The organism is Streptomyces sp. NPDC020958 (assembly GCF_055562175.1).
The window spans coordinates 100,740-123,052 of sequence record NZ_JBVHFU010000011.1; the positions used below are offsets into that span (position 1 = coordinate 100,740).

A 22,313-nucleotide genomic window follows, 5' to 3' on the forward strand; every position below is an offset into this window, starting at 1 on the left:
ACCGCCGGGTGCGCCCGGCATGCCGACACGTGATGGGGGCGGACATGTCAATGTCGAAAGGATCGAATACGCCGGTGCCGACCACGGCGCTGCGCGTCGAATTGGGCTGGCGCTCCGGTGCGGGCGTGCCCGACGCGGACGCCTCCGCGCTGCTGCTGGTCGCCGGGAAAGTCCGCTCCGACGAGGACTTCGTCTTCTACAACCAGCCCTCGCACGCCTCCGGCGCGGTCCGGCACGAGGGCAAGCGGCGCTCCGGCGACCTGGTCACCGACACGCTTTTCGTCGACCTCGCGCGCGTGGAGGCCCCGATCGAGCGGATCGTCCTCGCGGCCTCCGCCGACGGCGGCACCTTCGGCCGGGTCCCCGGTCTCTACATCGAGGTCCGCGACGCGGCGGACGGGAATGTGGCCGCACGTTTCGACAGCACCGGCGCCACGACGGAAACCGCTTTCGTATTCGGTGAGTTGTACCGCCGTCAGGGCGGCTGGAAGTTCCGCGCGGTGGGTCAGGGATACGACAGCGGACTCGAAGGCCTCGCGACCGACTTCGGGATCACGGTGGACGAGCCGCAGCACGCGCAGCAACCGCCCGCCCCCCGAGCCGCCCCGCCCGCCCCGAGCCCGGTTCCCCCGACCCCGGCCCCTCCGGCCCCCGCCCCGGCGCCCCCGCCGCCCCCGAGCGGGCCCCCCTTCCCGCAGCACCCCGCGCCCACCTCCGCCGGTCTGCCGGTCCCCCCGCCCCCGTCGACCGCGCCCGTGCGCCTGTCCAAGGTGACGCTGACCAAGGCCGCGCCCGCCGTCTCGCTGGCCAAACAGGGCGGCACGGCGGGCGCCCTGCGCGTCAACCTCAACTGGCAGGTCCGCAAGGAACTCCCCGGCTGGGGCGGCCGGCGCGCCGGGGACCTCGACCTCGACCTCTGCGCCCTCTACGAACTCGCCGACGGGCGCAAGGGGGTCGTACAGGCGCTGGGCAACGCCTTCGGCTCGCTGAACCGGCCCCCGTACATCCACCTCGACGGAGACGACCGGACGGGGGCCGTGTCGAGCGGGGAGAACCTCACCCTCAATCTCGATCACAGACAGGACTTCCGGCGCGTCCTGGTCTTCGTGACGATCTACCAGGGCGCCACCTCCTTCGCCGACCTGCACGCCACCGTCACGCTCCAGCCCCAGTACGGCGCCCCGATCGACTTCTCCCTCGACGAGTGCACGGTTCCCTCGACGGTCTGCGCGCTCGCCCTGATCAGCAACACCGGAGGGGATCTCGTCGTCCAGCGCGAGGCGCGCTACCTGGTCCCGGAGCGCGGCGTGAGCCCGCAGCGCACCGTGGACCGCGCCTACGGCTGGGGGATGAACTGGACGCCCGGCCGCAAGTGACCGGCGCGCGTCAGCCCTCGTCGGCGACCGCGTCGGGGCGCGTGTAGGTGCGGCCCTTCCAGGCCGCCCCGCGGCCCCGGTAGTGCTGCACCGCCGAGTCCACCGTCATCAGGAGGTAGAGGAACGCGGTGAACGGCAGCAGGGGAGCGAGTCCGGGAGACTGCCGGTAGTAGCGGAGCATCGGCAGGTAGGTCGCCGTCATCAGCAGCCAGGCGGCACCGCCCGTCAGCGCCGCCGGGGCGCTGCCGGTGACCGCACCGGCCAGCACCGCCGCCGGCGGGACGAGGTACACGAGCACGAGACCGGCGACCGTGCCGAGCAGCAGCAGCGGGTTGTGCCGCAGTTGCGCGTACGCGCTGCGGGAGACCATCCGCCACAGGTCGCGCAGCCCGGGATAGGGACGCACACTGTCCACCCGGTCGGCGAGCCCCAGCCAGATGTGTCCGCCGGTGCCCTTCACCGCGCGGGCGAGCGCCACGTCGTCGATCACGGCGTGCCGGATCGCGTCCGGGATCCGCGCCCGCTCCGCCGCGTCGGCGCGCAGCAGCACGCAACCGCCCGCGGCCGCGGCCGTGCGTGAGCCCGCACGGCCGATCCGGCGGAACGGATACAGCTGCGCGAAGAAATAGACGAAGGCGGGGACGACCAGCCGTTCCCACAGGCTCTCCACCCGGAGCCGGGCCATCTGTGACACCACGTCGAAGCCGCCGGTGCGAGCTGCCGCCACCAGCAGCCGCAGGCTGTCCGGTTCGTGGGCGATGTCCGCGTCCGTCAGCAGCAGGTACTCGGGGTCACGCGCGCGTGCCAGGCCGATCCCGTGCCGCACCGCCCACAGCTTGCCCGTCCAGCCCGCGGGCGGCTCGCCGGGCGAGCCCACGGTGAGCCGCAGGCCGCCGTGGCGCGCGGCCAGTTCCCGGGCCAGCTCCCCGGTGCCGTCCGTACTGCCGTCGTCGACCAGGAACACCTCGGCCCGGCCCGGATAGTCCTGACCGAGCAGGGACGGCAGACTCAGGGGCAGCACGGCGGCCTCGTCCCGGGCCGGGACGACCACGCACACATCAGGCCATTCCCGGGGATCGCGCCGGGGTGGCAGCCGGACGTCGGTGCGCCAGAAGAAGCCCTGGCAGAGCAGCAGCCACAGCCAGGCGGCGAGGGATACGGCGGCGGTCCACGCGATGGCGCTCACGCGCGCAGTCTGCCCCACCGGACCGGTGCGCGACGGCCCATCGTCTATCGTGACCGGGTGAAGATCGCGCTCATGGACTCCGGAATCGGCCTGCTGGCGGCCACCGCAGCGGTACGGCGGCTGCGCCCCGACGCCGATCTCGTACTCTCCTTCGACCCCGAGGGCATGCCCTGGGGGCCACGCACCCCCGAGGACGTCACCGCACGCGCGCTGGCCGTCGCCGAGGCCGCGGCGGCACGCGGGCCCGAAGTACTGATCATCGGCTGCAACACGGCGACCGTGAACTCCCTGACCGCGCTGCGCGCCCGTCTGGAGCCCGGCATCCCCGTCGTGGGCACCGTCCCGGCGATCAAGCCGGCCGCGGCGGGCGGCGGTCCGGTCGCGATCTGGGCGACCCCCGCGACCACCGGCAGCGCCTACCAGCGCGGTCTCATCGCGGACTTCGCCGACGGCGTGCCGGTCACCGAGGTGCCCTGCTGGGGCCTGGCGGAGGCCGTGGAGCACGCCGACCAGTCGGCCGTCGACACCGCCGTGCGCGCCGCGGCCGAGCTCACCCCCGACGACGTGACGACCGTCGTCCTGGGCTGCACCCACTACGAACTCGTCGCGGACCGCATCCGCTCGGCCGTGCAGCGCCCGGGCGCCGCGCCGCTCGTCCTGCACGGCTCCGCCGGTGCCGTGGCCGCCCAGGCGCTGCGCCGGATCGGCGCCCAGCCGGCCCCCGGCGCACCGGCCACCGGTACGGTCACGGTGCTGCTCAACGGCCGTGAGGGGGAACTGCCCGAGGCCGCGCTGAGCTACGCCGAGGGCCGCCTGCTGCAGGCGGTCGCTCCGGCCGGCCCCGCCGTGTCCCGGTGACCCCGCGCGGGCCGCGGACACCGCCGAAGTGAGCGGTCACCCTCAGCGACGCGGTGCCCGCGCAGCGAAACCTGAGTAGTCTCGTAGGCATGAGGGACCACCCCCAAGGCCACCTCGGGGACGAGGACGGCCCGCGACCCGACATCTGGACCGGCCGCGCCACGAACCGCGTCCAGTGGCTGCTGGCGCTGGCCGGCGCGGCCTGCTTGGCGCTCGGCATCGAACTGGCCGTGGACTCCGCGTGGACCTCGGGCGCCCCGCTGGTGATGTCCGTCGTCGGCTGCATCGCCGCCGGACTGCTGGTCCTCTTCGGCACCCTCGCCTTCGTGCACGTCGACCTGAAACTCGACCGGGAGTGCCTCGAAGTCCGCTGCGGCCACATAGGGGTACCACGCCGGCGCATCCCGCTGTCCCACGTGGCCGGCGCCGACTTCACCCCGCAGATCACCCCGCGCCACTGGGGCGGCTGGGGCTATCGCTGGCGCCCCGAGAAGGGCACGGCCGTCGTGGTGCGCCGTGGCGAGGGCATCGTCCTGCGCCTGTGGGACGGCCACACCTTCACGATCACCGTGGACAACGCCGAGTCCGCGGTGCGTGTGATCAGGGAACGCCTGCGGACCATCAGCCCGGGTACCGCTCGCTGAAGCAGGCACGCACAGCCGGCCCGGCCGCGGAGTCCGCCCCCACCCGGCGCGCCCTCGTACGCGCGCCCACCGCGCGGTCACGGCACCGGGCCGCGGGGGTCCGGAACCGCTCCGACGCGTACCTCACTCAGCCGCCGGGGGCGGCCGTCGCCCACGGGCGTGCCGTCGCCAGGCCCGCCAGCAGACCCGCGCCCGCCGGCACCGTCGTGAAACTCAGCGCGTCGCCGACCGCGGCGAGCACGGCCAGCGCCGTGAGCGCCGCGCCCGCGGTGAGGGCCACGGGGGTGGTGCGGGGCGAGCGCCACAGGGCGTAGAGCAGCCAGCAGAACGCGGCGGCCAGCAGCAGGCCGCCGACCAGGCCTTGCTCGGCGGCCTGCTGGAGCAGTGCGGAATGCGGCTTGCCGTCGGGCGCCAGGGCGTCGGACGCGGCGCCGCCCACCTCACCGAAGCGACCCGGACCCACTCCCAGGGCGGTGTTCCGGCGCGCGAGAAGCAGGGCGTCCCGCCACAGCCGGACCCGGCGCGCGTCGAGAGGGCCTTCCGGCGCGGAGACGAGTCCGGCCGGCAGGACGTTCGCCGCGACCGCCAGGACCGTACCGGCCACGACCGCGGCCGCCAGCGCCAGTCCCGCGACGCCCGCGCCCCGGTGCCGTATCCGCCCGGCGGCGAGGGAGCAGAGCAGTACGGCCGTACTGGCGACGCACCCGGCCGCCGAGCCCAGGACCGCCCCGGACGCCGCGATCCCGGCGGCCAGCAGCCGCAGGCCGCGGCGCAGCGCGGGAACCTGCGTCGCCCAGGCCGCGCAGCACGCGCCGCCCGTCGCCAGGGCCAGCAGCGCGGCGACCGCACCGGCCTGGCCGAGCGGAGTCGTGACCTGGGCACCCGGCGCCGTCCGGGGCAGCGCGCAGGCGAGCCCCAGCCCGGCCAGCGCACCGGCACAGGGCGCGGCCACCGGCAGCAGCGCCCCGGACATGCGGCCCGCCGCGTAGCCCGCGGCGACGGCGAGCACCGCGAGCAGCACGCCCTCGGGCCGTCCGTCGCGGCCGGCCGCCGAGATCAGCGGCCACCCGGCGCAGGCCCCGAGCACCAGGACGCCCACCACGTCCGAAACGTTTCGTCTGTCGCTGTCCGCGTCCGTTCCGACAACGGACGTCATCCCGGTCGACCCCACCGTTCGCCCCCCGAACCACGCGGTCCCCCGACCTGTGGGGCGGCCCCCGCCGCCCGCTTCGCACACCGTAACCGCCGATGCCCGTTTTGTGGACGACTTGAGCGGGAACCGTGCGTTTCCTGCATCCCGAGACCGCGCTGTCGGCCGTACGGTCCCGGCCGTACACTCCCCGAGTGACCGTCACCGCAACTTCCGTGGACCGATCGGACCAGCTCACGCCACGCCCCACGCCCGGTGCGCGTGGCCTCGCGCTGCTGCGCCGACTGGTTCCGGCCGCAGTCTCCGCCCTGAGCGGAGTGCTGCTGTACGTCAGCTTCCCGCCCCGCACCCTGTGGTGGCTCGCCCTGCCCGCCTTCGCCGGATTCGGCTGGGTCTTGCGCGGCCGCGCCTGGAAGGCGGCCCTCGGACTCGGCTATCTCTTCGGCCTCGGCTTCCTGCTGCCCCTGCTGGTGTGGACCGGCGTCGAGGTCGGCCCCGGTCCCTGGCTGGCGCTGGTGGCCATCGAGGCGATCTTCGTCGCCCTGGTCGGGGTGGGCGTCGCGGCGGTCTCCAAGCTGCCGGCGTGGCCGGTGTGGGCGGCCGCCCTCTGGATCGCCGGCGAGGCCGTACGCGCTCGCGTGCCCTTCCGCGGCTTCCCCTGGGGCAAGATCGCCTTCGGCCAGGCGGACGGCGTCTTCCTGCCGCTCGCCGCGGTGGGCGGCACCCCGGTGCTCGGCTTCGCGGTCGTCCTGTGCGGGTTCGGTCTGTACGAGGCCGGGCGGCTCGCCGTCGAGGGGCGGCGCACGCGTGAGATCCGGCGCGGGGCAGCGGCGGCGGCCCTGCTGAGCGTGGCGGTCCCCGTGGTGGGCGCGGTCGCGGCGCGGACCCTGGTGAGCGACAAGGCGGAGAACGGCTCGGTGACCGTCGCGCTCATCCAGGGCAACGTGCCGCGGGCCGGCCTCGACTTCGCCTCCCAGCGGCAGGCCGTGCTCGACTACCACGTGAAGGAGACCCTCAGGCTCGCCGCCGACATCAAGGCGGGCAAGGTCGCCAAACCGGCCTTCGTGCTGTGGCCGGAGAACTCCTCCGACGTCGACCCGTACGCCGACGCCGACGCGGCGGCCGTGATCGACGAGGCCTCGAAGGCGGTGGGCGTGCCCATCTCGGTCGGCGGAGTCGTGGAACGCGACGGCAAGCTGCTCAACGAGCAGATCCTGTGGGACCCGGTCAAGGGACCGACGGCGACCTACGACAAGCGGCAGATCCAGCCCTTCGGCGAGTACCTGCCGCTGCGCGGTCTGGTCGGCGCCATCAACAAGAACTGGACCAGCATGGTCCGCCAGGACTTCAGCCGCGGCACCAAGCCCGGCGTCTTCGACATCGACGGCACCGAGGTGGGCCTCGCCACCTGCTACGAGGCCGCCTTCGACTGGGACGTGCGGGACACGGTCACGCACGGGGCGGAGATGATCTCCGTGCCCAGCAACAACGCCACCTTCGACCGCAGCGAGATGACCTACCAGCAGCTCGCCATGTCCCGCATCCGCGCGGTCGAGCACAGCCGGACCGTCACCGTGCCGGTGACCAGCGGGGTCAGCGCGATCATCATGCCGGACGGGAGGATCACCCAGAAGACCGGCATGTTCGTGCCCGCCCACCTGGTCCAGAAGGTGCCGCTGCGCACCTCCCGGACGCCCGCGACCGAGCTGGGCATCCTGCCCGAGATCGTCCTGGTGCTGGCGGCCGCGGGCGGTGTCGGCTGGGCCATCGGGTCCGGCCTGCGCCGTCGTCGCGCCGGTGACGCGTAGCCGTACACCCGCCGTACGCCCCGTGGTCCCGGCCGGCCCGCGGGCACCGGGCGGCTAGGGTCGGCTCATGGCTACTCCTGAGTTCATCCGCGCCGTCCGGGCCTCCGCGGGCCACCAGCTGCTCTGGCTGCCCGGGATCACCGCCATCGTCTTCGACGACGACGGCAGAGTGCTGCTGGGCCGCCGCACCGACACCGGTAAGTGGTCGGTCATCGGCGGCATCCCGGAACCGGGGGAGCAGCCGGCGGTCTGCGCCGTGCGGGAGGTCTTCGAGGAGACCGCGGTGCGCTGCGTCGCCGAGCGGGTGGTCCTCGTCCAGGCGCTGGACCCGGTCACCTACCCCAACGGCGACGTCTGCCAGTACATGGACATCACCTTCCGCTGCCGGGCCGTCGGCGGTGAGGCCCGGGTCAACGACGACGAGTCGCTGGAGGTGGCCTGGTTCGACGTGGACGCCCTGCCCGAACTCAACCAGTTCGGCACCTTCCGGATCAAGCAGGCCATGTCGGACGCGCCCACCTGGTTCGACGCCACGACCTCCGGCTGACGGGACGGAACAGCTCCGCGCGGTCGCCCCTTGCTAGCGGCGGATGCCAGGCGCACGCTGGTGGCATGAGCGTCCACGAGAGCCCCACGCTCATCATGTCCGTGCAACGCGCCTTCCGTCTGCTGGAGGCGGTGAGCGCGCACGAGAACGGCGCGCCCGCGAAGCAACTGGCACGGGAGACCGGGCTGCCCCTGGCGACCGCCTACCACCTGCTGCGGACCCTGGTCCACGACGGATACCTCCGCAAGCTGGACGACGGAGGGTTCGTTCTCGGCGACAAACTGCTGACGCTGCACACCGCGAGCCAGGGGCAGACGCTGCTCAGCCGCGTACGCCCGACCCTGGCCGCCCTCCGCGACGAGCTGGCCACCGCCACCTACCTCACCTTCTACGAGGAGGGCGAGATCAGCGTCGCCGAGATCGTGGACAGCCCCCGCGCGCCGCGGACCGACCTCTGGGTGGGCTTCGAGGACGCCGGACACGCCACCGCGCTGGGCAAGGCGGTCCTGCGGGAACTGGACGACGACGCGCGCCGCGACTACCTCTCCCGGCACCATCTCGCCGACCTGACCCCCCGCACCATCACCAGCCTCCCGGAACTGCTCCGCAAGCTCGACACCTCTCCCCTCGCCCCGGCCGTCACGGACCTGGAGGAGTACGCGCTCGGCACGGTGTGCGTCGCCGTGCCGATCTACCGCGGTGACGTTCTCGGCTCGCTCGGCGTCTCCCTCCCGACGGAACGGCTCGCCCGGCTCCCCGAGCTGCGGGCCAGACTGCTCCCGGTGGCCGACCGGGTGACCAGGAGCCTCTCGTTCACTATCTGAAAATCCGCTCCTTGTGACGTGCCGACCGAACCCTTTTCCTGGATGAAACGGACAAGTCGGTAGTGCACCCCGTGCAGTGAGGATTGCGGTCGGAACATGAGGCAGGCGGAAGAACATGGCGACCACCACGGGCCGTCGTGGCCGTTCAGGAAGCGGGGGGCGCGTCCGGGAGCGGCTGCCTCCCGCGGCGCCGTCCCGCAGCTGGCCGCCGGGATCCCGGTGCTGCCCGTACTGATCGTCTGCGGGGTCGTGTGGGCGGACGTTCTCGGCGGTTCGGGGTTGTTCTGGCTGCCGCTGCTCGCGGCCGGTCCGGCGCTGGCGGCCAGCACCAACGGCTTCCGGGGCGTGCTGTGTGTCGGTTTCCTCGCCGCGGCGCTCGGCGGGACGCTCGGCGCCCGGGACGGGGTGCCGGCGCGTGAGCTGGCCGTCGTCCTGTCGGCCCTGCTGGCCGTCACGCTGGCGAGCGCCCTGGCCAGCGCGTTGCGGGGGCGTCGGGAGCGGGTGCTCGACGCCGTCCGCTCGGTCGCGGAGGCCGCGCAGCACGCGGTGCTGCAGCCCGTGCCGCAGAACGTGGGCCCGTTCCGGGTGGCGGTCCGCTACAGCGCCGCGGCGGCGGAGGCCCGGATCGGCGGTGACCTGTACGCCCTGGTGTCCACCCCGCACGGGGTCAGGCTCATCGTGGGCGACGTGCGCGGCAAGGGACTGCCCGCGGTGGGCACCGCCGCCCTGGTCCTGGGGATCTTTCGCGAGGCCGCCTACGACGAGCCGGATCTCCTGGCCGTCGTCGGCAGGATCGAGCGGAGCCTGGCGCGCAACCTGGGCCCCGACGACTTCGTCACCGCGGTGGTCGTCGGACACCCGGGGGAGGGGCGGCTGGAGATGGTGAACTGCGGACACGCGCCTCCCCTCCTGATATCCGCCTCGGGGGAGGTCGTCGCGGCCGAGTCCACCCGGCCGGCCCCGCCCCTGGGCCTGCGCGCCCTCGTCGCCGAGCCCCCCTGCCTGGAGATCCTGCCCTTCTCCGAGGGGGACCAGCTGCTGCTCTACACCGACGGGGTCACCGAGGCCCGCGACCGTGCGCGCACGTTCTACCCGCTGGCCGAAGGGGTGGCACGCCATGTGTCCGACGAACCGGAACACGTCCTGAGCGCGGTCCACGACGAACTGCTGGCGCACGTGGGCGGCCGGCTGCACGACGACGCGGCGCTGCTCCTGCTCCGTATGCAGGCCGCGGACCGCTCCCGGTGCGTCGGGTCGGTGGAGGAGACGGGCGGAGGTGCCCGAACGGCCGAGCGGACGAGCTGCCCCTCGCCCTCGCGCCTCGGCTGCTGACAGGCGGTCCGGGTGAGCCTGGACCGAGCCTGAACCAGAAGACGGTTCAGGCGGGCGGGACCGGGCGGACGCGCCGCGGACCGGTCCGGGTCCTCAGACCGCGACCAGTTCGGCCCACCGGGTCACTCCGCGCCGGCACGTGCGCATGCCGTACCGGGTGGCCAGCGCGTGGACTATCTCCTCGCCCCGCCCGTGCTCGTCCGGGTCGATCCCCGCGGGCGGCTGTCCCTCCGCCCGGCAGGGCCCCGCGTCGGTCACTTCGATGTGCAGGGTGCCCAGTCCGGCGTCGCGGATCCAGGAGAGCCGCAGCACCGCCGGGGGCAGGGCGTGCACGAGCGCGTTGGTGAGCAGTTCGGACACCACCAGCAGCGCGTCCTCGATGACGTCCGGGGACACCTTCCAGGCGGTCAGGACCGCACCGGCCCGTCGGCGCACGTCGGAGACGGCACCGGGAACGGGAGGCGTCGGGAAAACGTGTTCGCTTGCCTCCCGCACCAGGGTATTGAGCTGTACCGCCATCTTGTGTCTCCAGAGGTGAGGTCATCGGGTCCGCCTCACACACCTCGGCGCATGTGCCGGACCTCGTAGCACGCTAAGGAGCCTGCCCGCGTCGGTCAATGAACGTCGGTCGGCATTACCGAACGATGCCGCGGTGACCCGGGCGCCGCCCGCACGGCAGACCTGCCGTGGCGGTAATAAGCTCGCTTCATGGCCGGTCCGGTCCAGTCGATCGAACGGGCGGCCGCGATTCTGCGCCTGCTCGCCGCCGGGCCTCGCCGGCTGGGGCTCGGCGAGGTGGCGGCCTCCCTAGGGCTGGCCAAGGGAACGGCCCACGGCATCCTGCGCACACTCCAGCACGTGGACTTCGTCGAGCAGGACGCGGCGACCGGAAAGTACCAGCTCGGAGCTGCCTTGCTGCACCTCGGCACGAGTTACCTCGACGTCAACGAACTGCGGTCGCGTTCCATCAACTGGGCCGATGCCCTGGCCGCCCGCAGCGGGGAGGCGGTACGCCTGGGCACCCCCCTGGAGGGCAGGGTCCTCGTCGTCCACCACGTGTTCCGGCCGGACGACACACTCCAGACCCTGGACGTGGGCGCGCTGCTCCCCCTGCACGCCTCCTCGCTCGGCAAGGTCCTGCTGGCCTACGGGGCGGCGCCCCTCGACGCGGCCGTGGAATCGGGCCTGGAGCCGTACACCCGGCACACCCTGGTCACCCAGGAACAGCTCACCCGGGCCCTCGCCGAGGTCAGGGAGGTGGGCTGGGCCGCGGAGACACAGGAGATGAGCATGGGCGAGGCCGGGCTGGCCGTGCCGATCCGCGGCCACGGCGGTCTCGTCGTCGGCGCCATCGGGCTCTCCGGGCCCGTCGAGAGGATCTGCGACAGTCAGGCCCGGCCCCGGCCCCACCTGATCACGCTGATCCGCGAGGCCGCCCGCGCGATCTCCCGAGACCTGGGCGCCGCCCGCTGGTGAACACCTCGGTCCCCCGGCCCTGGCGCCCCGGCGCTCCCCCCCCCGCGACCATCGGAAGGAGGTCCCGATCATGGTGGAACGGTATGTGATGTCCATCGATCAGGGCACCAACTCCACCCGATGCATCCTCTTCGACCGGGGTGGGCGGCTGGTGTCCGTCGCGCAGCGAGAGCACCAGCAGCATTTCCCGAAGCCCGGCTGGGTCGAGCACGACGCCGTCGAGATCTGGCACAACCTGCGCCGTGTGATGTCCGAGGTCCTGTCCGGGGCAGGGGCGGCCGTCGACACCGGACAGATCGCCGCCGTCGGCCTGGCCAACCAGCGGGAGACGACGGTGGTCTGGGACCGGCGCACGGGCACCCCGGTGGGCCGCGCGATCGTCTGGCAGGACACCCGCACCGCGCCCCTGGTCGAGGACCTGGCGCGCCATCCCGGAGAGGAGTTCTTCCTCGACCGGTGCGGTCTGCCGCCCTCCACCTACTTCTCGGCGTTGCGGCTGCGCTGGCTGTTCGACAACGTCAAGGGCCTGGAACAGCGTGCCGAGGACGGCGAGGTGCTGTTCGGCACGATCGAGAGCTGGCTGATCTGGAACCTGACCGGCGGCGCCGACGGCGGCCTGCACATCACCGACGCCACCAACGCCAGCCGCACCATGCTGATGAACATCCACACGCTGACCTGGGACGAGGAACTCCTGGCGTTCTTCGGCGTCCCGCGCGCGATGCTCCCCGAGATCAGGCCCTCCGCGGAGATCTACGGCGAGGCCGGCCCGCCGCTCGCCGGCGTGCCCATCGCGGCCGCGCTCGGCGACCAGCAGGCGGCCCTGTTCGGCCAGACCTGCTTCTCCCCGGGCGAAGCCAAGTGCACCTACGGAACGGGGAGCTTCCTGCTGCTCAACACCGGAACCGACGTCGTACGGTCCCGGCACGGACTGCTCACCACGGTCGCCTACCTGATCGGGGACCGGCCGCCCGTCTATGCGCTGGAAGGGTCGATCGCCGTCACCGGTTCCCTGGTCCAGTGGTTCCGTGACCGGCTCGGACTCATCAACAGCGCCCCGGAGATCGAAACGCTCGCGAGGACCGTCGAGGACAACGGCGGCTGCTACATCGTCCCCGCCTTCTCCGGCCTGTTCGCACCGCGCTGGCGCAGTGACGCGCGCGGGGTGATCGTCGGCCTCACCTCCTACATCACCAGCGGGCACCTGGCCCGGGCGGTCCTCGAGGCCACCGGCTGGCAGACGCGGGAGGTCGTCGACGCCATGAACGCCGACTCCTCCGTGCGGCTGAAGGAACTGAAGGTGGACGGGGGCATGACGGCGGACAACCTGCTCATGCAGTTCGTCGCCGACGTGCTCGACGTGCCCGTGGTACGGCCCATGGTCTCCGAGACGGTCTCCCTGGGAGCCGCCTACGCCGCCGGGCTCGCCGCCGGCTACTGGCCGGACCTGGAGGTGCTGCGCCGCAACTGGCACCCGGCCGCCCGCTGGCTGCCCGCGATGGACCCCGGCCACCGGGAGGCGGAGTACGACAACTGGCAGCGCGCCGTCGAACGGTCGCTTGGCTGGATCAGACGACCGCGGCCCTAGCCTCGCGCTTTCACGAAGCGGGCAGTCCGGCAGGCGGTCAGGAAAGCAGAAAACTCACCTGACCAGCAAGAATGAGGATCTTCGAGGTCCTTGTTCCTGCCACCGCCGGAGGCACTTCCCAGGTTAAGCACTCTTTCGGGGCCTACCCCCGGCGTCCGCGACGAAGGGCTGACGTCGAAACGGTGCGCACGGCCAGGTACACCGTCCGGACGGACGACGTACGCGAGCGGGGCGTGAGCGACAGATCGGTCAGGGTGGGCCAGCACTGTCTGGAGATCGTGAAGGCCCGTTGCGGCCGACCTCGCTGTCGTGCCGGAGGCGACCGGTGAACGTTCGTCGGCTGTCCCCGGTGCGGAGGTCCACGTTCGAAGCTACGGGCCGGGGGTTTCGTGCGTCGTCGCGAGGCTGCCCTGCCGACGGGTTCGCAGCGCCGGGACAGTGATGGCCTTGACGGCAGCGGCGATCGGGATCGCCATCAGCGCCCCGATGAGTCCAAGCAGCGTTCCGCCGACAAGCGCCGCGAGCAGCACGGCGAGGGCCGACATCTGCACCGCGTTGCGCAACACCTTCGGTGCGATGAGGTAGTTCTCCAGCTGCTGGTAGACGACGAAGAACAGAGCGACGACGATGGCGTTGGGCCACAGGTCGGTGGTGGCCAGGGCGGCGACGATGCAGATCACGGCGCCCAGTGTCGCGCCGATCATCGGGAGCAGGTCGGTCAGTGCGACGAAGACCGCCAGCGGAACCGCGAACGGCACGCGCAGGGCAGTCAGCGCGACGAACGTGGCGACTCCGGCGATCGCCGAGATGGCGAAATTTCCGATCATGTATGAGCCGACCTTGTCGGCGACGACGGTAACGGCGTCGTCGGCCCTGCGGCGGTGGCGTTGCGGGAAGGCGGCGACCAGCCCCTTCCGTATCCGGGGCAGGTCGAGCATGAAATAGATCGTCAGTACGCCCACGAGCAGGGCCGAGGAAACGGCGCCCATCGCCCGCTGCCCATACGTCCAGGCGTTGTGTCCGGCTCGATCGAGCATCGTCCTGGCCCACGCCGTGACGTGCTCCAGCAGGTGGAAGCGGTCGTCCAGCCGGGCGAGGGCCGGCGACTGCCTGCGCAGATGCGCCAGGTAGCCGGGGAAGTCGGAGGTGAGGCCCGTGCCCTGGCTCAGCAGCGGAGGAAGGAACGCCCACAGGAACAGAGCAGCCAGGACGAGCGTCGTGAGGAAGATGATGGCGACCGCGCGACCGCGTCGGGCTCCGCGCCCGACCATCCAGCGCACCGGCGGATCCAGACTGACGGCGAGGAACAGTCCGATGACTGCCTTGATCAGCACCGAACGCACGCTGTACAGCGTCATGGCGGCCACGGCAACCGCCGCGACGCCCCCTGCCGCCGCGACGGCCCAGCCGAACACGGTCAGCCGTGACACCGGTGGCCGGCCGGTCCGTCGATCGCTTTGATCGCCGTCGGCGGGTGCCTCGGATATTCGTCGCTCGTCTGTCTGCATGCGAACCCCTCTCGGTCCACGTCGAAACCCCCACGGCCCGAACGGCGGGGTATCCCGCACCTCGTTCCTCTGTCGAAAAACTCGACGAACTCGTAGCCGACGGCATCCACCCGGCTGAACCAGGCCGACGTCCAGGCTCACATCCACGGGGCCGGACGGGTGGCCGGGCCGCCCCCATGGGACTCGGCGCACCCGCTACCGGGCGTGCCACTCCCTGGCGCTGGCCGCGTAGACCGTGCGGCGGGCGCGGTTGAGGTTGCCGAGGGGGCGGAACTCCGCCGGGGCGTGCCACGGGTTGAAGGCGAGGGTGTCGACGTGGTCGCGGGTTGCCCGGCCCTTCGCGTCGAGGGTGTTCTGGGCGGGAATCGTCAGGGTGGCCACGGCGAGCCAGGGCGAGTCGCTCTCCCTCCATTCGACCGCCCCGTCCTCGATCGGTGTGAGCCTCTCGCTGACGTACTTCTGGATGTGCAGGGCGAACCGGACCGACGCCACGCTCAGCCGGGCGGCGAAGTCGGCCTGGAGGCCGTCGGCCGGATCCGGTGGCGGGGCGGGACGGTCGAGCGGGCCGAGTGGGCTGAGGCGGAACCTGACGGGGCCTGTGTCGCCCCACAGGACGGCCCCGCGGCTCCAGTAGGACTCCAGGGCCAGGCCGGGCGAGGGGCGGTTGGCCTGCCTCAGATTACGGAGGACGCGGATGGCCTCCGCAGGGCCGAGACTCGCCAGCAGGCGGGGCAGGACCAGGGGTCTGGGACCGGCGCCGATCCTGGCGATCTCCACGAACTGGGTGGCGTCGCGGGCGTGGGAGACCGGGTAGCTGGTCATGAGGAGGTCGTGTTCGCCGCCATTGGGGAGAGCCAGCTTCAGTGCCGCACCGCGGAGGTCGGGGCTGCTGTCGGGCCGGACGGTCCCGCTGGCGTTGGACAGCCGGACGACGGCCGGCAGCCGGGCTCCGGCGGTGAAGTCTCCGGCCCACAGGTCGGCGGGCAGATCGGTCCGGAAGGCGAGTTCGGCGTTGTCCAGACCGACGACGATCTTGGCGTGGAACGTGCGGCGGGAGACCTGCGCGCCGGATTTCCGCCTGTTGGCCCGCTGGACGCCGACGACGACGTCCGCCAGGTCACGGAAGTGGGCCTCCTCGGCCTCCGGTGAGCCGCCGTGGTAGATCTCGCGCCAGCCGCCGGGCGTCGCGTCCGGTGCGTTCGGCGGGGAGTCGTGGCTGTCCGTCATGGGGCGTCTTCCTCCGTCGACCGGGCGGCCGTTCAGATGAGGTGGGCGTTGTGGGCGGCGGTGTCGATGACGTCGTCGAGGCGGCCCGCGAGGACCTGACGTGCCGCGCTGAGGGTGAAGCCGGCGGCCGTTGCGGCGGGGACGTGTGCGGGGACCGCGAGGGCGTAGGGGTCGACGAGGACGTCCACGACGACCGGGCCGCCGGTGTGGGACAGCGCGGCCGCGAGGCCGTCCGCCACGTCGGCGGGGTCTTCGATGCGGATGCCCTTGGCACCCACGGCCTCGGCGACGGCGGCGAAGTCCGGGTTGGCGAAGTCGGTCCCGAACGGGACGAAGCCGGCCTCCTGTTGCTCGATCTTGACGAAGTCCAGGCCGCTGTTGTTCAGCACGATGTGCACGACGGGCAGTCGGCGCTGTACCTCCGTGAGCAGGTCGCCGAGTGCGAGCATGGTGAACCCGCCGTCGCCGCACAGCGCGATCGTCTGCCGTCCGGGAAAGGCCAGTTGCGCTCCGAACGCGCCGGGTGAAGCGGTGGCCATCGACGCCCAGGAGAACGATCCGAACAGCCGCCGCTCCGGCCCGTACCTGATGTGCCGGGCCGCCCAGATGACAGGGGTGCCGGTGTCCGCGAAGAACAGCGCGTCCTCGTCGGCCAGGTCGCTGAGGACGGTGGCGAGGTACTCCGGCCTGATGGGCCTGATCCGCGGCCCTTTCTCCGCGTAGTGCCGCATCCTGCGGTGGAACCGCTCGGTCTCCTCCACACAGCGGGCGAGGAACCCGCCGTCGGACTTCGACGCGACCAGTGGCAGCAGCGCGGCCGCGGTGGCCCGTACGTCGCCGGTGACGGCCAGGTCCACCGGTACGCGCCGGCCGAGCCGTTGGGGATTCCGGTCGACCTGGATGACGCGGGTGTCGCCCTGTGGCAGGAAGTCGCTGAACGGGAAGTCGGTGCCGAGCATCAGGAGCACGTCGGCGTGCTGGAGCGCGTGGTGGCAGCCGCCGTACCCGAGGAGGCCGGTCATCCCGACCGCGTTGGCGTTGTCGTGCTCCAGGAACTGCTTGCCCTTGAGGGAGTAGCCGACCGGCGCGCCCAGTTTCCCGGCCAGCGCCGTCACCTCGGCGTGCGCCCCGGCGCAGCCCTGGCCGCCGAAGACCGCCACCGTGCCCGCCTCGTTGATCATCTCGGCCATGGCGGTGAGGTCCTCCGCTCCGGCCGGCGCGGACACCGGGCGGGGCAGCCGGATCTCGTAGCGGTCCTTCGGTGCGCGGGCCGCCGCGATGTCACCGGGCAGTGCGACGACCGCGGGGCCGCCGCGGGTCACCGCGGCCGTCACCGCGGAGGTCACGACGGTGCGGAGCTGGCCGGGGTTGACCAGCCGGCCCACGTAGACCGCCGCGGACGCGAAGAACCGGTACGGGTTCAGCTCCTCGACGGTCTCGCTGTCCATCAGGGCGGTCTCGGTGTCGCCGGCCAGGACGATGACGGGCACCTCCTCCTTGAGGGCGTCCATCATGCCGTTGATCAGATGCGCCACGCCAGGGCCGGCCGTCCCGCACACGGCGACCGGCTGCCCCGTCAGCTTCGCCTCGGCGACCGCGGCGAAGGCGCCGAACTCCTCGTTGCGCACGTGCACGAAGTCGACCTGGCCGTTGCGGCGCATCGCGTCGACGACCGGGTTCAGGGCGTCGCCCACGATCCCGTAGCAGCGCCGCACGCCGGCGCTGACCAGCATCTCCCACAGGCCGTCGGCCACCGTTTTCGACATGGGGTGTCTCCGTTCTCAGCCGGTGTCAGCCGTTCTCATCGGATTCGGACTCGAGTTCGGGTTCGGGTTCGGATCCCGACCCGGGTCGGGGTCCGGTCAGCGGGTTTCGCCGGGCGTTGCGTCGAGGACTCCGGCGCGCGGGTTCAGCGCCCAGTCGAGGGCGAAGTCGGCGACGGCCTCCCAGCCGGGCTCGCCGCAGGTGAAGTGGTCGCGGCCCTCGAAGACCGCGTGGGCGGTGAGCGCCGTCGAGTGCTTGGCGTTCTTCTCGTAGTTCTGCCGCTGGACGACCGGGGGCAGGATGTGGTCGCTGCCGCCGGAGACGAACAGCAACGGCGCCCGCTCGTCGTCGGCGAAGTCGAAGGTCGTGGCCGCGTGCGGGGTGACGGCCGCGAGGCCGCCCTGGAACAGGATGCGGGCCGGCGTCGGCACGGCGTAACGGTCGTAGGCCCGCCGGGAGGCGTCCTCGTCCAGGGTGTTGGTGAAGGCGTAGTGGAACTGCTCGGCCGTCAGAGGGACGGCCCGGTGTGCGTTCGCCGGGTTCTTCAGGACCGGCAGGACCGAACGGAGCTCCGAGATCGGCATCGCGTTCACGCCCTTGACCGCGGCGCCGTCGATCGACACTCCGGCCGCCCCGAGCCCGGCGCCCACCAGCAACTGGGCGAACGTCCCGCCGAACGAGTGCCCCATGATGATCGGCGGGGCGTCGAGTTTCTGGATGACGGCGGTGAGGTGATCCAGCACCTCGCGCACTCCGACACCGGCGATCGCCGAGGCGTCCTCGCGGAGCGCCGCCACCCCGGCCTCCCCCGGCTCGATCCCCGGGTAGCCGGGTGTGAGCACGGTGAAGCCCCGCTCCTCGTACCGGGCCGCCCAGTGCTCCCAGGCGAGCGGCGTCATCCACAGGCCGTGGATCAGGACGATCGTGTTCGGTGCAGAAGTCATCCCCGCATCCCTCCGTCGCTACGGCAGCCGTCCGGGCGCACGCCCGGCCGGTTCTGACCTGCCGCCGTCAGCGTGACACCGCTCGCGCTGTGCACGGGGCCAAGGATTCGACCGGCTGTTGTGCACCGCGACAACCCCTGATGGCACCTGCCCCGTCGGTGCACCCGACCGCCGCCGGCTCTCACTCGGGTCGGCCCAGGGTGTCGCCGTCTGTCGTGTTTCTCCAGACGACGGCCAGCCGGGCGAGTTCGCGGTGCGCGTGCCGGTCGAGGTCGAGGCCGGTCAGCTTCTCGATCCGGTTGATTCGGTAGAGCAGGGTGTTGCGGTGGGCAGGGAGCGCTGCCGCTGCCGCCGTCCGGTTGAAGCCGTGCGCGGCCAGGCACCGCAGCGTCTGCGACAACGTCCCGGAGGGGTCCTCGGCGTCCAGCCGGCCGAGGACCCGCCGCACGATGTCCTCGGCCAGCCGGGGTGAGTTCGCGAGCATGAGTTCCGTCAGGAAGTCGTCGGGGCGGATCCGTCCCCGGCGTCCGGCCCGGGCCGCCAGGGTGACCAGGTCGTGCAGGTTGCCGACCGCTTCCGCGAGCCCGGCGGCGCCGGTGGCCGACTCGGCGGCGAGGATCAGCGTGCTGTCGGTGAGGAAGCCCGCCCAGTCGAAGCCCGGACCGGTCAGCCCGGCGACGCGGTGCCCCTGTGTGCAGGCGAGTGCGCCCGCGGACCGCAGACGCGCCGCCAGGCCGGCGTGCGCGGCGGCCGAGCCGCCGTCGATCGCGGCGACGAACGGGCAGTGGGGGCCTGCGAGTTCGAAGCCCAGCCGCTCCGCCCGGTCGAGGTCCTCGATGGTCGTCGCCGACCGGGCGCAGATCCGGGCGAACAACGTCGCCGCCCGGGAGTCGCCGTCGGCGGACGGCAGGTCCCGCTGGTCGGCGAACGCCCGCGTGACGGTCGTCAGGGCCATGTCGAGGAACGCCCACGGCACCTCCAGGTGAGGCGGCGGCCAGGCACCGCCCTCGGGCGGGCCGGCCTCCGTCACGGTGCTCCGCACCGCCCGCGCCGCACCGCAGCAGGCACGGATCGCGTCCTCCACGGTGAGGTCGCGCCGCGCCGCCTCGCGCGCCGCCTCGTACAGGTCCGACAGCGCGTCCCCGCCGGGCTCCTGTCCGCTCAGCAGCCAGTTCCTGACCAGTTCCAGGCTGCGGCGGATGATGTCCTCCATGGCTTCCGCCCGGGAGCCGTGGCCAGGTATTCGTCCGGCTGGGGTGTCGCTCAGATCGCGGGCCAACTGCCGTGCCAGCGCCTCGCTGTCCAGGTCCTGGAGTACGCCGCGCAGCCGCCCGGCCACCTCGGGCCCGGCGCCGGCCCGGGGCGTGGCGTACATCGCTGTTACCTTCCAGATGCTCGGTGCGGTCCGGTTCTCGCCGGTGCGCGGGGGCGGCGACGAACGGTGGACGGGGGTGGTCGCTGCCGTGGTCGCCGTCGGCCCTGGTGCTGTCGGCACCCGGCGGGCACGGGCCGTCGGCGCGAGACCGCTACAGCATGTCGGGTGGCGGGAGCAGGAAGTTCCATGCGCTCAGCACCCCGCTGACGAACGCCACCAGCGAGGCGGGCAGCAGCAGGTAGAGCCCGGCGGGTCTGCCGGACGCCAGGACGGCGCCGCCGGCCACGAACAGCAGCATGACGACGACGCTGGTGTCCCGGCGGTCGAAGAGGCCGGTCAGGCGTTTGTCGGCGGTGGCCGGACCGCGCCTGCGTCGGCCTATGGCCAGCAGACTCAGGCTTCCGGCCAGTCCGGCGGCCATGAGCTCGGCGCCCAGGGCCCAGTCGGCCTGGCGGGGTGCCAGCAGAACCGTGGCCATGACCAGCGGGGCGAGGAACAGCACGAGGGTCTGCGCCGCGATCGCGCGCAGACCCGGGTGCTTGGCGATGCGGTTGGCGTTGAGGGACACCGCGACGAACAACAGACCGGTGAGGGCACCGCTGGCGCCTCCGGTCATCACGGCGAAGCTCTCCCAGTCGACGGGACCGGCCATGTCCTCGCACTCCTCACGTCGGCAACTGGAACAGGTCTTTCCGGACAGCTTCCGCGACGCTCGGGCACTGCCCCGGCGGCCACCGGTACCGGACCCCCTCGGATGCGCGTTCTGTCCGCTCCATTCAACGCCCTTCCGTCCTGTGCGAGGGCACGAAGGTCTGGCGGGTTTTTGGGAGTTCGCCCAACGGGCGCGCCGATAGCTTCGCGGCATGAACAAGAGCCCCGTCGCCCGCCTGGGCGGCTCCTGGACCTGGCATCTGCTCTACGGGCTGGTCTCGGTCGTCACCGGCCTCATATCCCTGGCGTGGCCAGGTCCGACCCTCGTCGTACTCGCGGTGGTCCTCGGTTCGCAGCTGATCGCCACCGGGGTCTTCCGGCTGGTGGGATCGGCGAGCATGGGGGAGACCGGTAGCGCCCGCACCCTCACCGCGGTCCTCGGCGTGGTGAGCTTGCTGCTCGGGCTGTACGCGGTCCGGCACATTCTGATCACGGTGCTCGCGCTGGGGCTGCTGCTCGGCGTCTACTGGATCGCGGACGGTTTCACCGCCGTGTTCGCGGCCGTCGACCATCCCGGCCTCCCCGGACGAGGGTGGAACGTCTTCATCGGGCTGCTCGGTGTCCTGGCCGGCCTGACGCTTCTGGTCTGGCCGGGGCTGTCGCTGCTGACGCTGTCCTTCCTGGCCGGCCTGTGGCTGATCATGCTCGGCGCCATGCAGTTCGGCCTGGCACGCCGGATCCGGGGCATCGCCCGACCGGCCTGACCCCGTCCGCCGTGCTGGTCCGCCGCCCGGCCGGACGGGTCCCCGGTGGAGAGAAGGGCCCTAGTCGAAGGCGTCCGACAGCCCCGAGGCCGACTGCAGGGTGGCGGCGACGGTCTCCCAGGTGACCGCGAGCAGCACGAGGGTGCGGTCCCGCTGGTCCTTGAGCGACAGACCGGTCAGTTTCTCTATCCGGCCCACCCGGTACAGCAGCGTGTTGCGGTGCACCGGCAGCGCGGCCGCGGCCGCCGTGCTGTCGAAACCGTGCACGGCGAGGCACCGCAACGTGTCCGCCAGATCCACGGCTTCGGCACGCTCCAGCGGACCGAAGACCCGTCGGACGATCCGGTCGGAGGCTTCCGGCGAGTCGGCCAGTAGCAGTTCGGGCAGGTAGTCGTCGGCGCGCACCCGGCCGCGGCGCCCGGACCGGGCCGCGATCGCGAGCAACGCGCGCAGGCCGTCGACCGCCGTGCCGAGCCGGTCGCGGGTCAGTGGCGGATCCTGGGCCAGGATCAGCCGGGGGTCCTCCAGGAACGGCGCCCAGCCGAACCCTGGCGGTGTCAGCCCCGTCACCCGGAGCCCCTCGGTGAACGCGAGCGCCCCCGCCGTACGCAGCCGCGACGCGAGATCGGACTGACCGGCGACCGAGGCCCCGGCCAGCAGGGCGACGAACGGACGGTACGGTTCGGCCAGGTCGAAGCCGAGCCGGGCGGCCCGGTCCCGGTCCTCGATCGTGACCGGCAGCCGCGCGCACAACCGGTCGAACAGGGCTCTGGCACGCCGGTCACCGGCCGTGGACGGCGCGTCCTGCTGATCGGCGTACGCCCGCGCGAACACGTCCACGACCAGGTCGAGGTAGTCCTCCAGACAACCCCAGACCGTGTCCCACTCCGCGACGAGCACCGCCCGGTCCTCGTCACCGGCCAGGTCGAGCAGCGCCTCCCAGAACATCCGCGCGCCACGGCGGTAGACCAGGATGCTGTCCTCGATCGGCTGGCCGGCGACGGCGCGGGCGCGCAGGAACTCGTGCAGCTCGGAACGGAGGTAACTGTCCGGCGGGATCCCGTTGACCATCCAGCGCAGTATGAGGTCGACGTTCCAGCGCACCACGGCCGCCCGGTCCACCGGCCACTCGAACGCGGTGTAGGCCGGCAACCGGCCGAACCCCGCATCCATCCGGCGCACCACGACGCCGATGTCGAAACGCTCCAGAACCCGCCGCAGTTCACCACCGCCTGCGGCACCCGCACCCGTTCCGGACGGGGGAAGCACACTCACAGACCCGATCCTTCCA

20 protein-coding genes are annotated in these 22,313 nt (G+C 72.5%); 10 read left to right on the top strand and 10 right to left on the bottom strand.

The window, feature by feature from the left end; translation table 11 throughout:
- Window positions 1–50: 50 nt before the first annotated feature.
- Window positions 51–1,376: a TerD family protein gene (locus ACZ3KP_RS27905; RefSeq protein ID WP_467502575.1), complete on the top strand. Its 1,326-nt coding sequence runs from the start codon at window positions 51–53 to the stop codon at window positions 1,374–1,376.
- Window positions 1,377–1,386: 10 nt separating this feature from the next.
- On the opposite strand, the gene ACZ3KP_RS27910 is transcribed toward ACZ3KP_RS27905, so the two are convergent.
- Complete coding sequence (locus ACZ3KP_RS27910) at window positions 1,387–2,580, bottom strand: glycosyltransferase (protein ID WP_467502577.1); 1,194 nt, start codon at window positions 2,578–2,580, stop codon at window positions 1,387–1,389.
- Window positions 2,581–2,619: 39 nt separating this feature from the next.
- Between ACZ3KP_RS27910 and ACZ3KP_RS27915 the strand changes: the two genes are divergently transcribed.
- Window positions 2,620–3,420: a glutamate racemase gene (locus ACZ3KP_RS27915; RefSeq protein ID WP_467502578.1), complete on the top strand. Its 801-nt coding sequence runs from the start codon at window positions 2,620–2,622 to the stop codon at window positions 3,418–3,420.
- An 89-nt stretch (window positions 3,421–3,509) separates the two neighbouring features.
- Entirely contained in the window at window positions 3,510–4,064 is a 555-nt protein-coding gene (locus ACZ3KP_RS27920; protein WP_467502579.1) for a hypothetical protein, read from the top strand.
- Window positions 4,065–4,191: 127 nt separating this feature from the next.
- Here the strand turns inward: ACZ3KP_RS27920 and ACZ3KP_RS27925 are convergent, their stop codons facing one another.
- A complete protein-coding gene (locus ACZ3KP_RS27925; RefSeq protein ID WP_467502580.1) occupies window positions 4,192–5,220 on the bottom strand; it encodes an O-antigen ligase family protein in 1,029 nt (342 codons plus the stop codon).
- 188 nt (window positions 5,221–5,408) lie between these two features.
- Here ACZ3KP_RS27925 and lnt point away from each other — a divergent pair, with 188 nt between their 5' ends.
- The 4 genes from lnt to ACZ3KP_RS27945 all read left to right on the top strand — a co-directional run bounded on the left by lnt (window position 5,409) and on the right by ACZ3KP_RS27945 (window position 9,725).
- The gene (lnt, locus tag ACZ3KP_RS27930) at window positions 5,409–7,022 is read left to right on the top strand and encodes an apolipoprotein N-acyltransferase (protein ID WP_467502582.1); all 1,614 of its coding nucleotides are present in this window, start codon (window positions 5,409–5,411) and stop codon (window positions 7,020–7,022) included.
- 67 nt (window positions 7,023–7,089) lie between these two features.
- A complete protein-coding gene (locus tag ACZ3KP_RS27935; protein WP_467502584.1) occupies window positions 7,090–7,569 on the top strand; it encodes an NUDIX hydrolase in 480 nt (159 codons plus the stop codon).
- A 65-nt stretch (window positions 7,570–7,634) separates the two neighbouring features.
- Window positions 7,635–8,393: an IclR family transcriptional regulator gene (locus ACZ3KP_RS27940; RefSeq protein ID WP_467502585.1), complete on the top strand. Its 759-nt coding sequence runs from the start codon at window positions 7,635–7,637 to the stop codon at window positions 8,391–8,393.
- 96 nt (window positions 8,394–8,489) lie between these two features.
- Entirely contained in the window at window positions 8,490–9,725 is a 1,236-nt protein-coding gene (locus tag ACZ3KP_RS27945) for a PP2C family protein-serine/threonine phosphatase (RefSeq protein WP_467502587.1), read from the top strand.
- Window positions 9,726–9,818: 93 nt separating this feature from the next.
- Here the strand turns inward: ACZ3KP_RS27945 and ACZ3KP_RS27950 are convergent, their stop codons facing one another.
- Complete coding sequence (locus tag ACZ3KP_RS27950) at window positions 9,819–10,244, bottom strand: ATP-binding protein (protein WP_467502589.1); 426 nt, start codon at window positions 10,242–10,244, stop codon at window positions 9,819–9,821.
- Window positions 10,245–10,433: 189 nt separating this feature from the next.
- Here ACZ3KP_RS27950 and ACZ3KP_RS27955 point away from each other — a divergent pair, with 189 nt between their 5' ends.
- Window positions 10,434–11,201, top strand: a complete 768-nt coding sequence (locus ACZ3KP_RS27955) for an IclR family transcriptional regulator (RefSeq protein WP_467502591.1) — start codon at window positions 10,434–10,436, stop codon at window positions 11,199–11,201.
- A gap of 70 nt (window positions 11,202–11,271) precedes the next feature.
- On the top strand, window positions 11,272–12,789 hold the full coding sequence (glpK, locus tag ACZ3KP_RS27960) for a glycerol kinase GlpK (RefSeq protein WP_467502593.1): 1,518 nt from the start codon (window positions 11,272–11,274) through the stop codon (window positions 12,787–12,789).
- Between the two features lie 371 nt (window positions 12,790–13,160).
- Here glpK and ACZ3KP_RS27965 read toward each other — a convergent pair whose 3' ends face one another.
- The 6 genes from ACZ3KP_RS27965 to ACZ3KP_RS27990 form a co-directional block, all read right to left on the bottom strand.
- Window positions 13,161–14,297 (bottom strand): AI-2E family transporter, encoded by a 1,137-nt coding sequence (locus tag ACZ3KP_RS27965; protein ID WP_467502595.1) that lies wholly within the window; start codon window positions 14,295–14,297, stop codon window positions 13,161–13,163.
- 195 nt (window positions 14,298–14,492) lie between these two features.
- Window positions 14,493–15,524 (bottom strand): catalase family protein, encoded by a 1,032-nt coding sequence (locus ACZ3KP_RS27970; RefSeq protein ID WP_467502597.1) that lies wholly within the window; start codon window positions 15,522–15,524, stop codon window positions 14,493–14,495.
- Window positions 15,525–15,556: 32 nt separating this feature from the next.
- Window positions 15,557–17,290: a thiamine pyrophosphate-dependent enzyme gene (locus ACZ3KP_RS27975; protein ID WP_467502598.1), complete on the bottom strand. Its 1,734-nt coding sequence runs from the start codon at window positions 17,288–17,290 to the stop codon at window positions 15,557–15,559.
- Between the two features lie 96 nt (window positions 17,291–17,386).
- The gene (locus tag ACZ3KP_RS27980) at window positions 17,387–18,232 is read right to left on the bottom strand and encodes an alpha/beta hydrolase (RefSeq protein WP_467502600.1); all 846 of its coding nucleotides are present in this window, start codon (window positions 18,230–18,232) and stop codon (window positions 17,387–17,389) included.
- 181 nt (window positions 18,233–18,413) lie between these two features.
- Complete coding sequence (locus ACZ3KP_RS27985; RefSeq protein WP_467502601.1) at window positions 18,414–19,607, bottom strand: PucR family transcriptional regulator; 1,194 nt, start codon at window positions 19,605–19,607, stop codon at window positions 18,414–18,416.
- A 151-nt stretch (window positions 19,608–19,758) separates the two neighbouring features.
- Complete coding sequence (locus ACZ3KP_RS27990; RefSeq protein ID WP_467502603.1) at window positions 19,759–20,259, bottom strand: hypothetical protein; 501 nt, start codon at window positions 20,257–20,259, stop codon at window positions 19,759–19,761.
- A 211-nt stretch (window positions 20,260–20,470) separates the two neighbouring features.
- On the opposite strand from ACZ3KP_RS27990, the gene ACZ3KP_RS27995 reads away from it, so the two are divergent.
- Complete coding sequence (locus tag ACZ3KP_RS27995) at window positions 20,471–21,022, top strand: HdeD family acid-resistance protein (protein WP_467502605.1); 552 nt, start codon at window positions 20,471–20,473, stop codon at window positions 21,020–21,022.
- A 60-nt stretch (window positions 21,023–21,082) separates the two neighbouring features.
- On the opposite strand, the gene ACZ3KP_RS28000 is transcribed toward ACZ3KP_RS27995, so the two are convergent.
- Window positions 21,083–22,297, bottom strand: a complete 1,215-nt coding sequence (locus ACZ3KP_RS28000) for a PucR family transcriptional regulator (RefSeq protein WP_467502607.1) — start codon at window positions 22,295–22,297, stop codon at window positions 21,083–21,085.
- Window positions 22,298–22,313 lie beyond the last annotated feature (16 nt).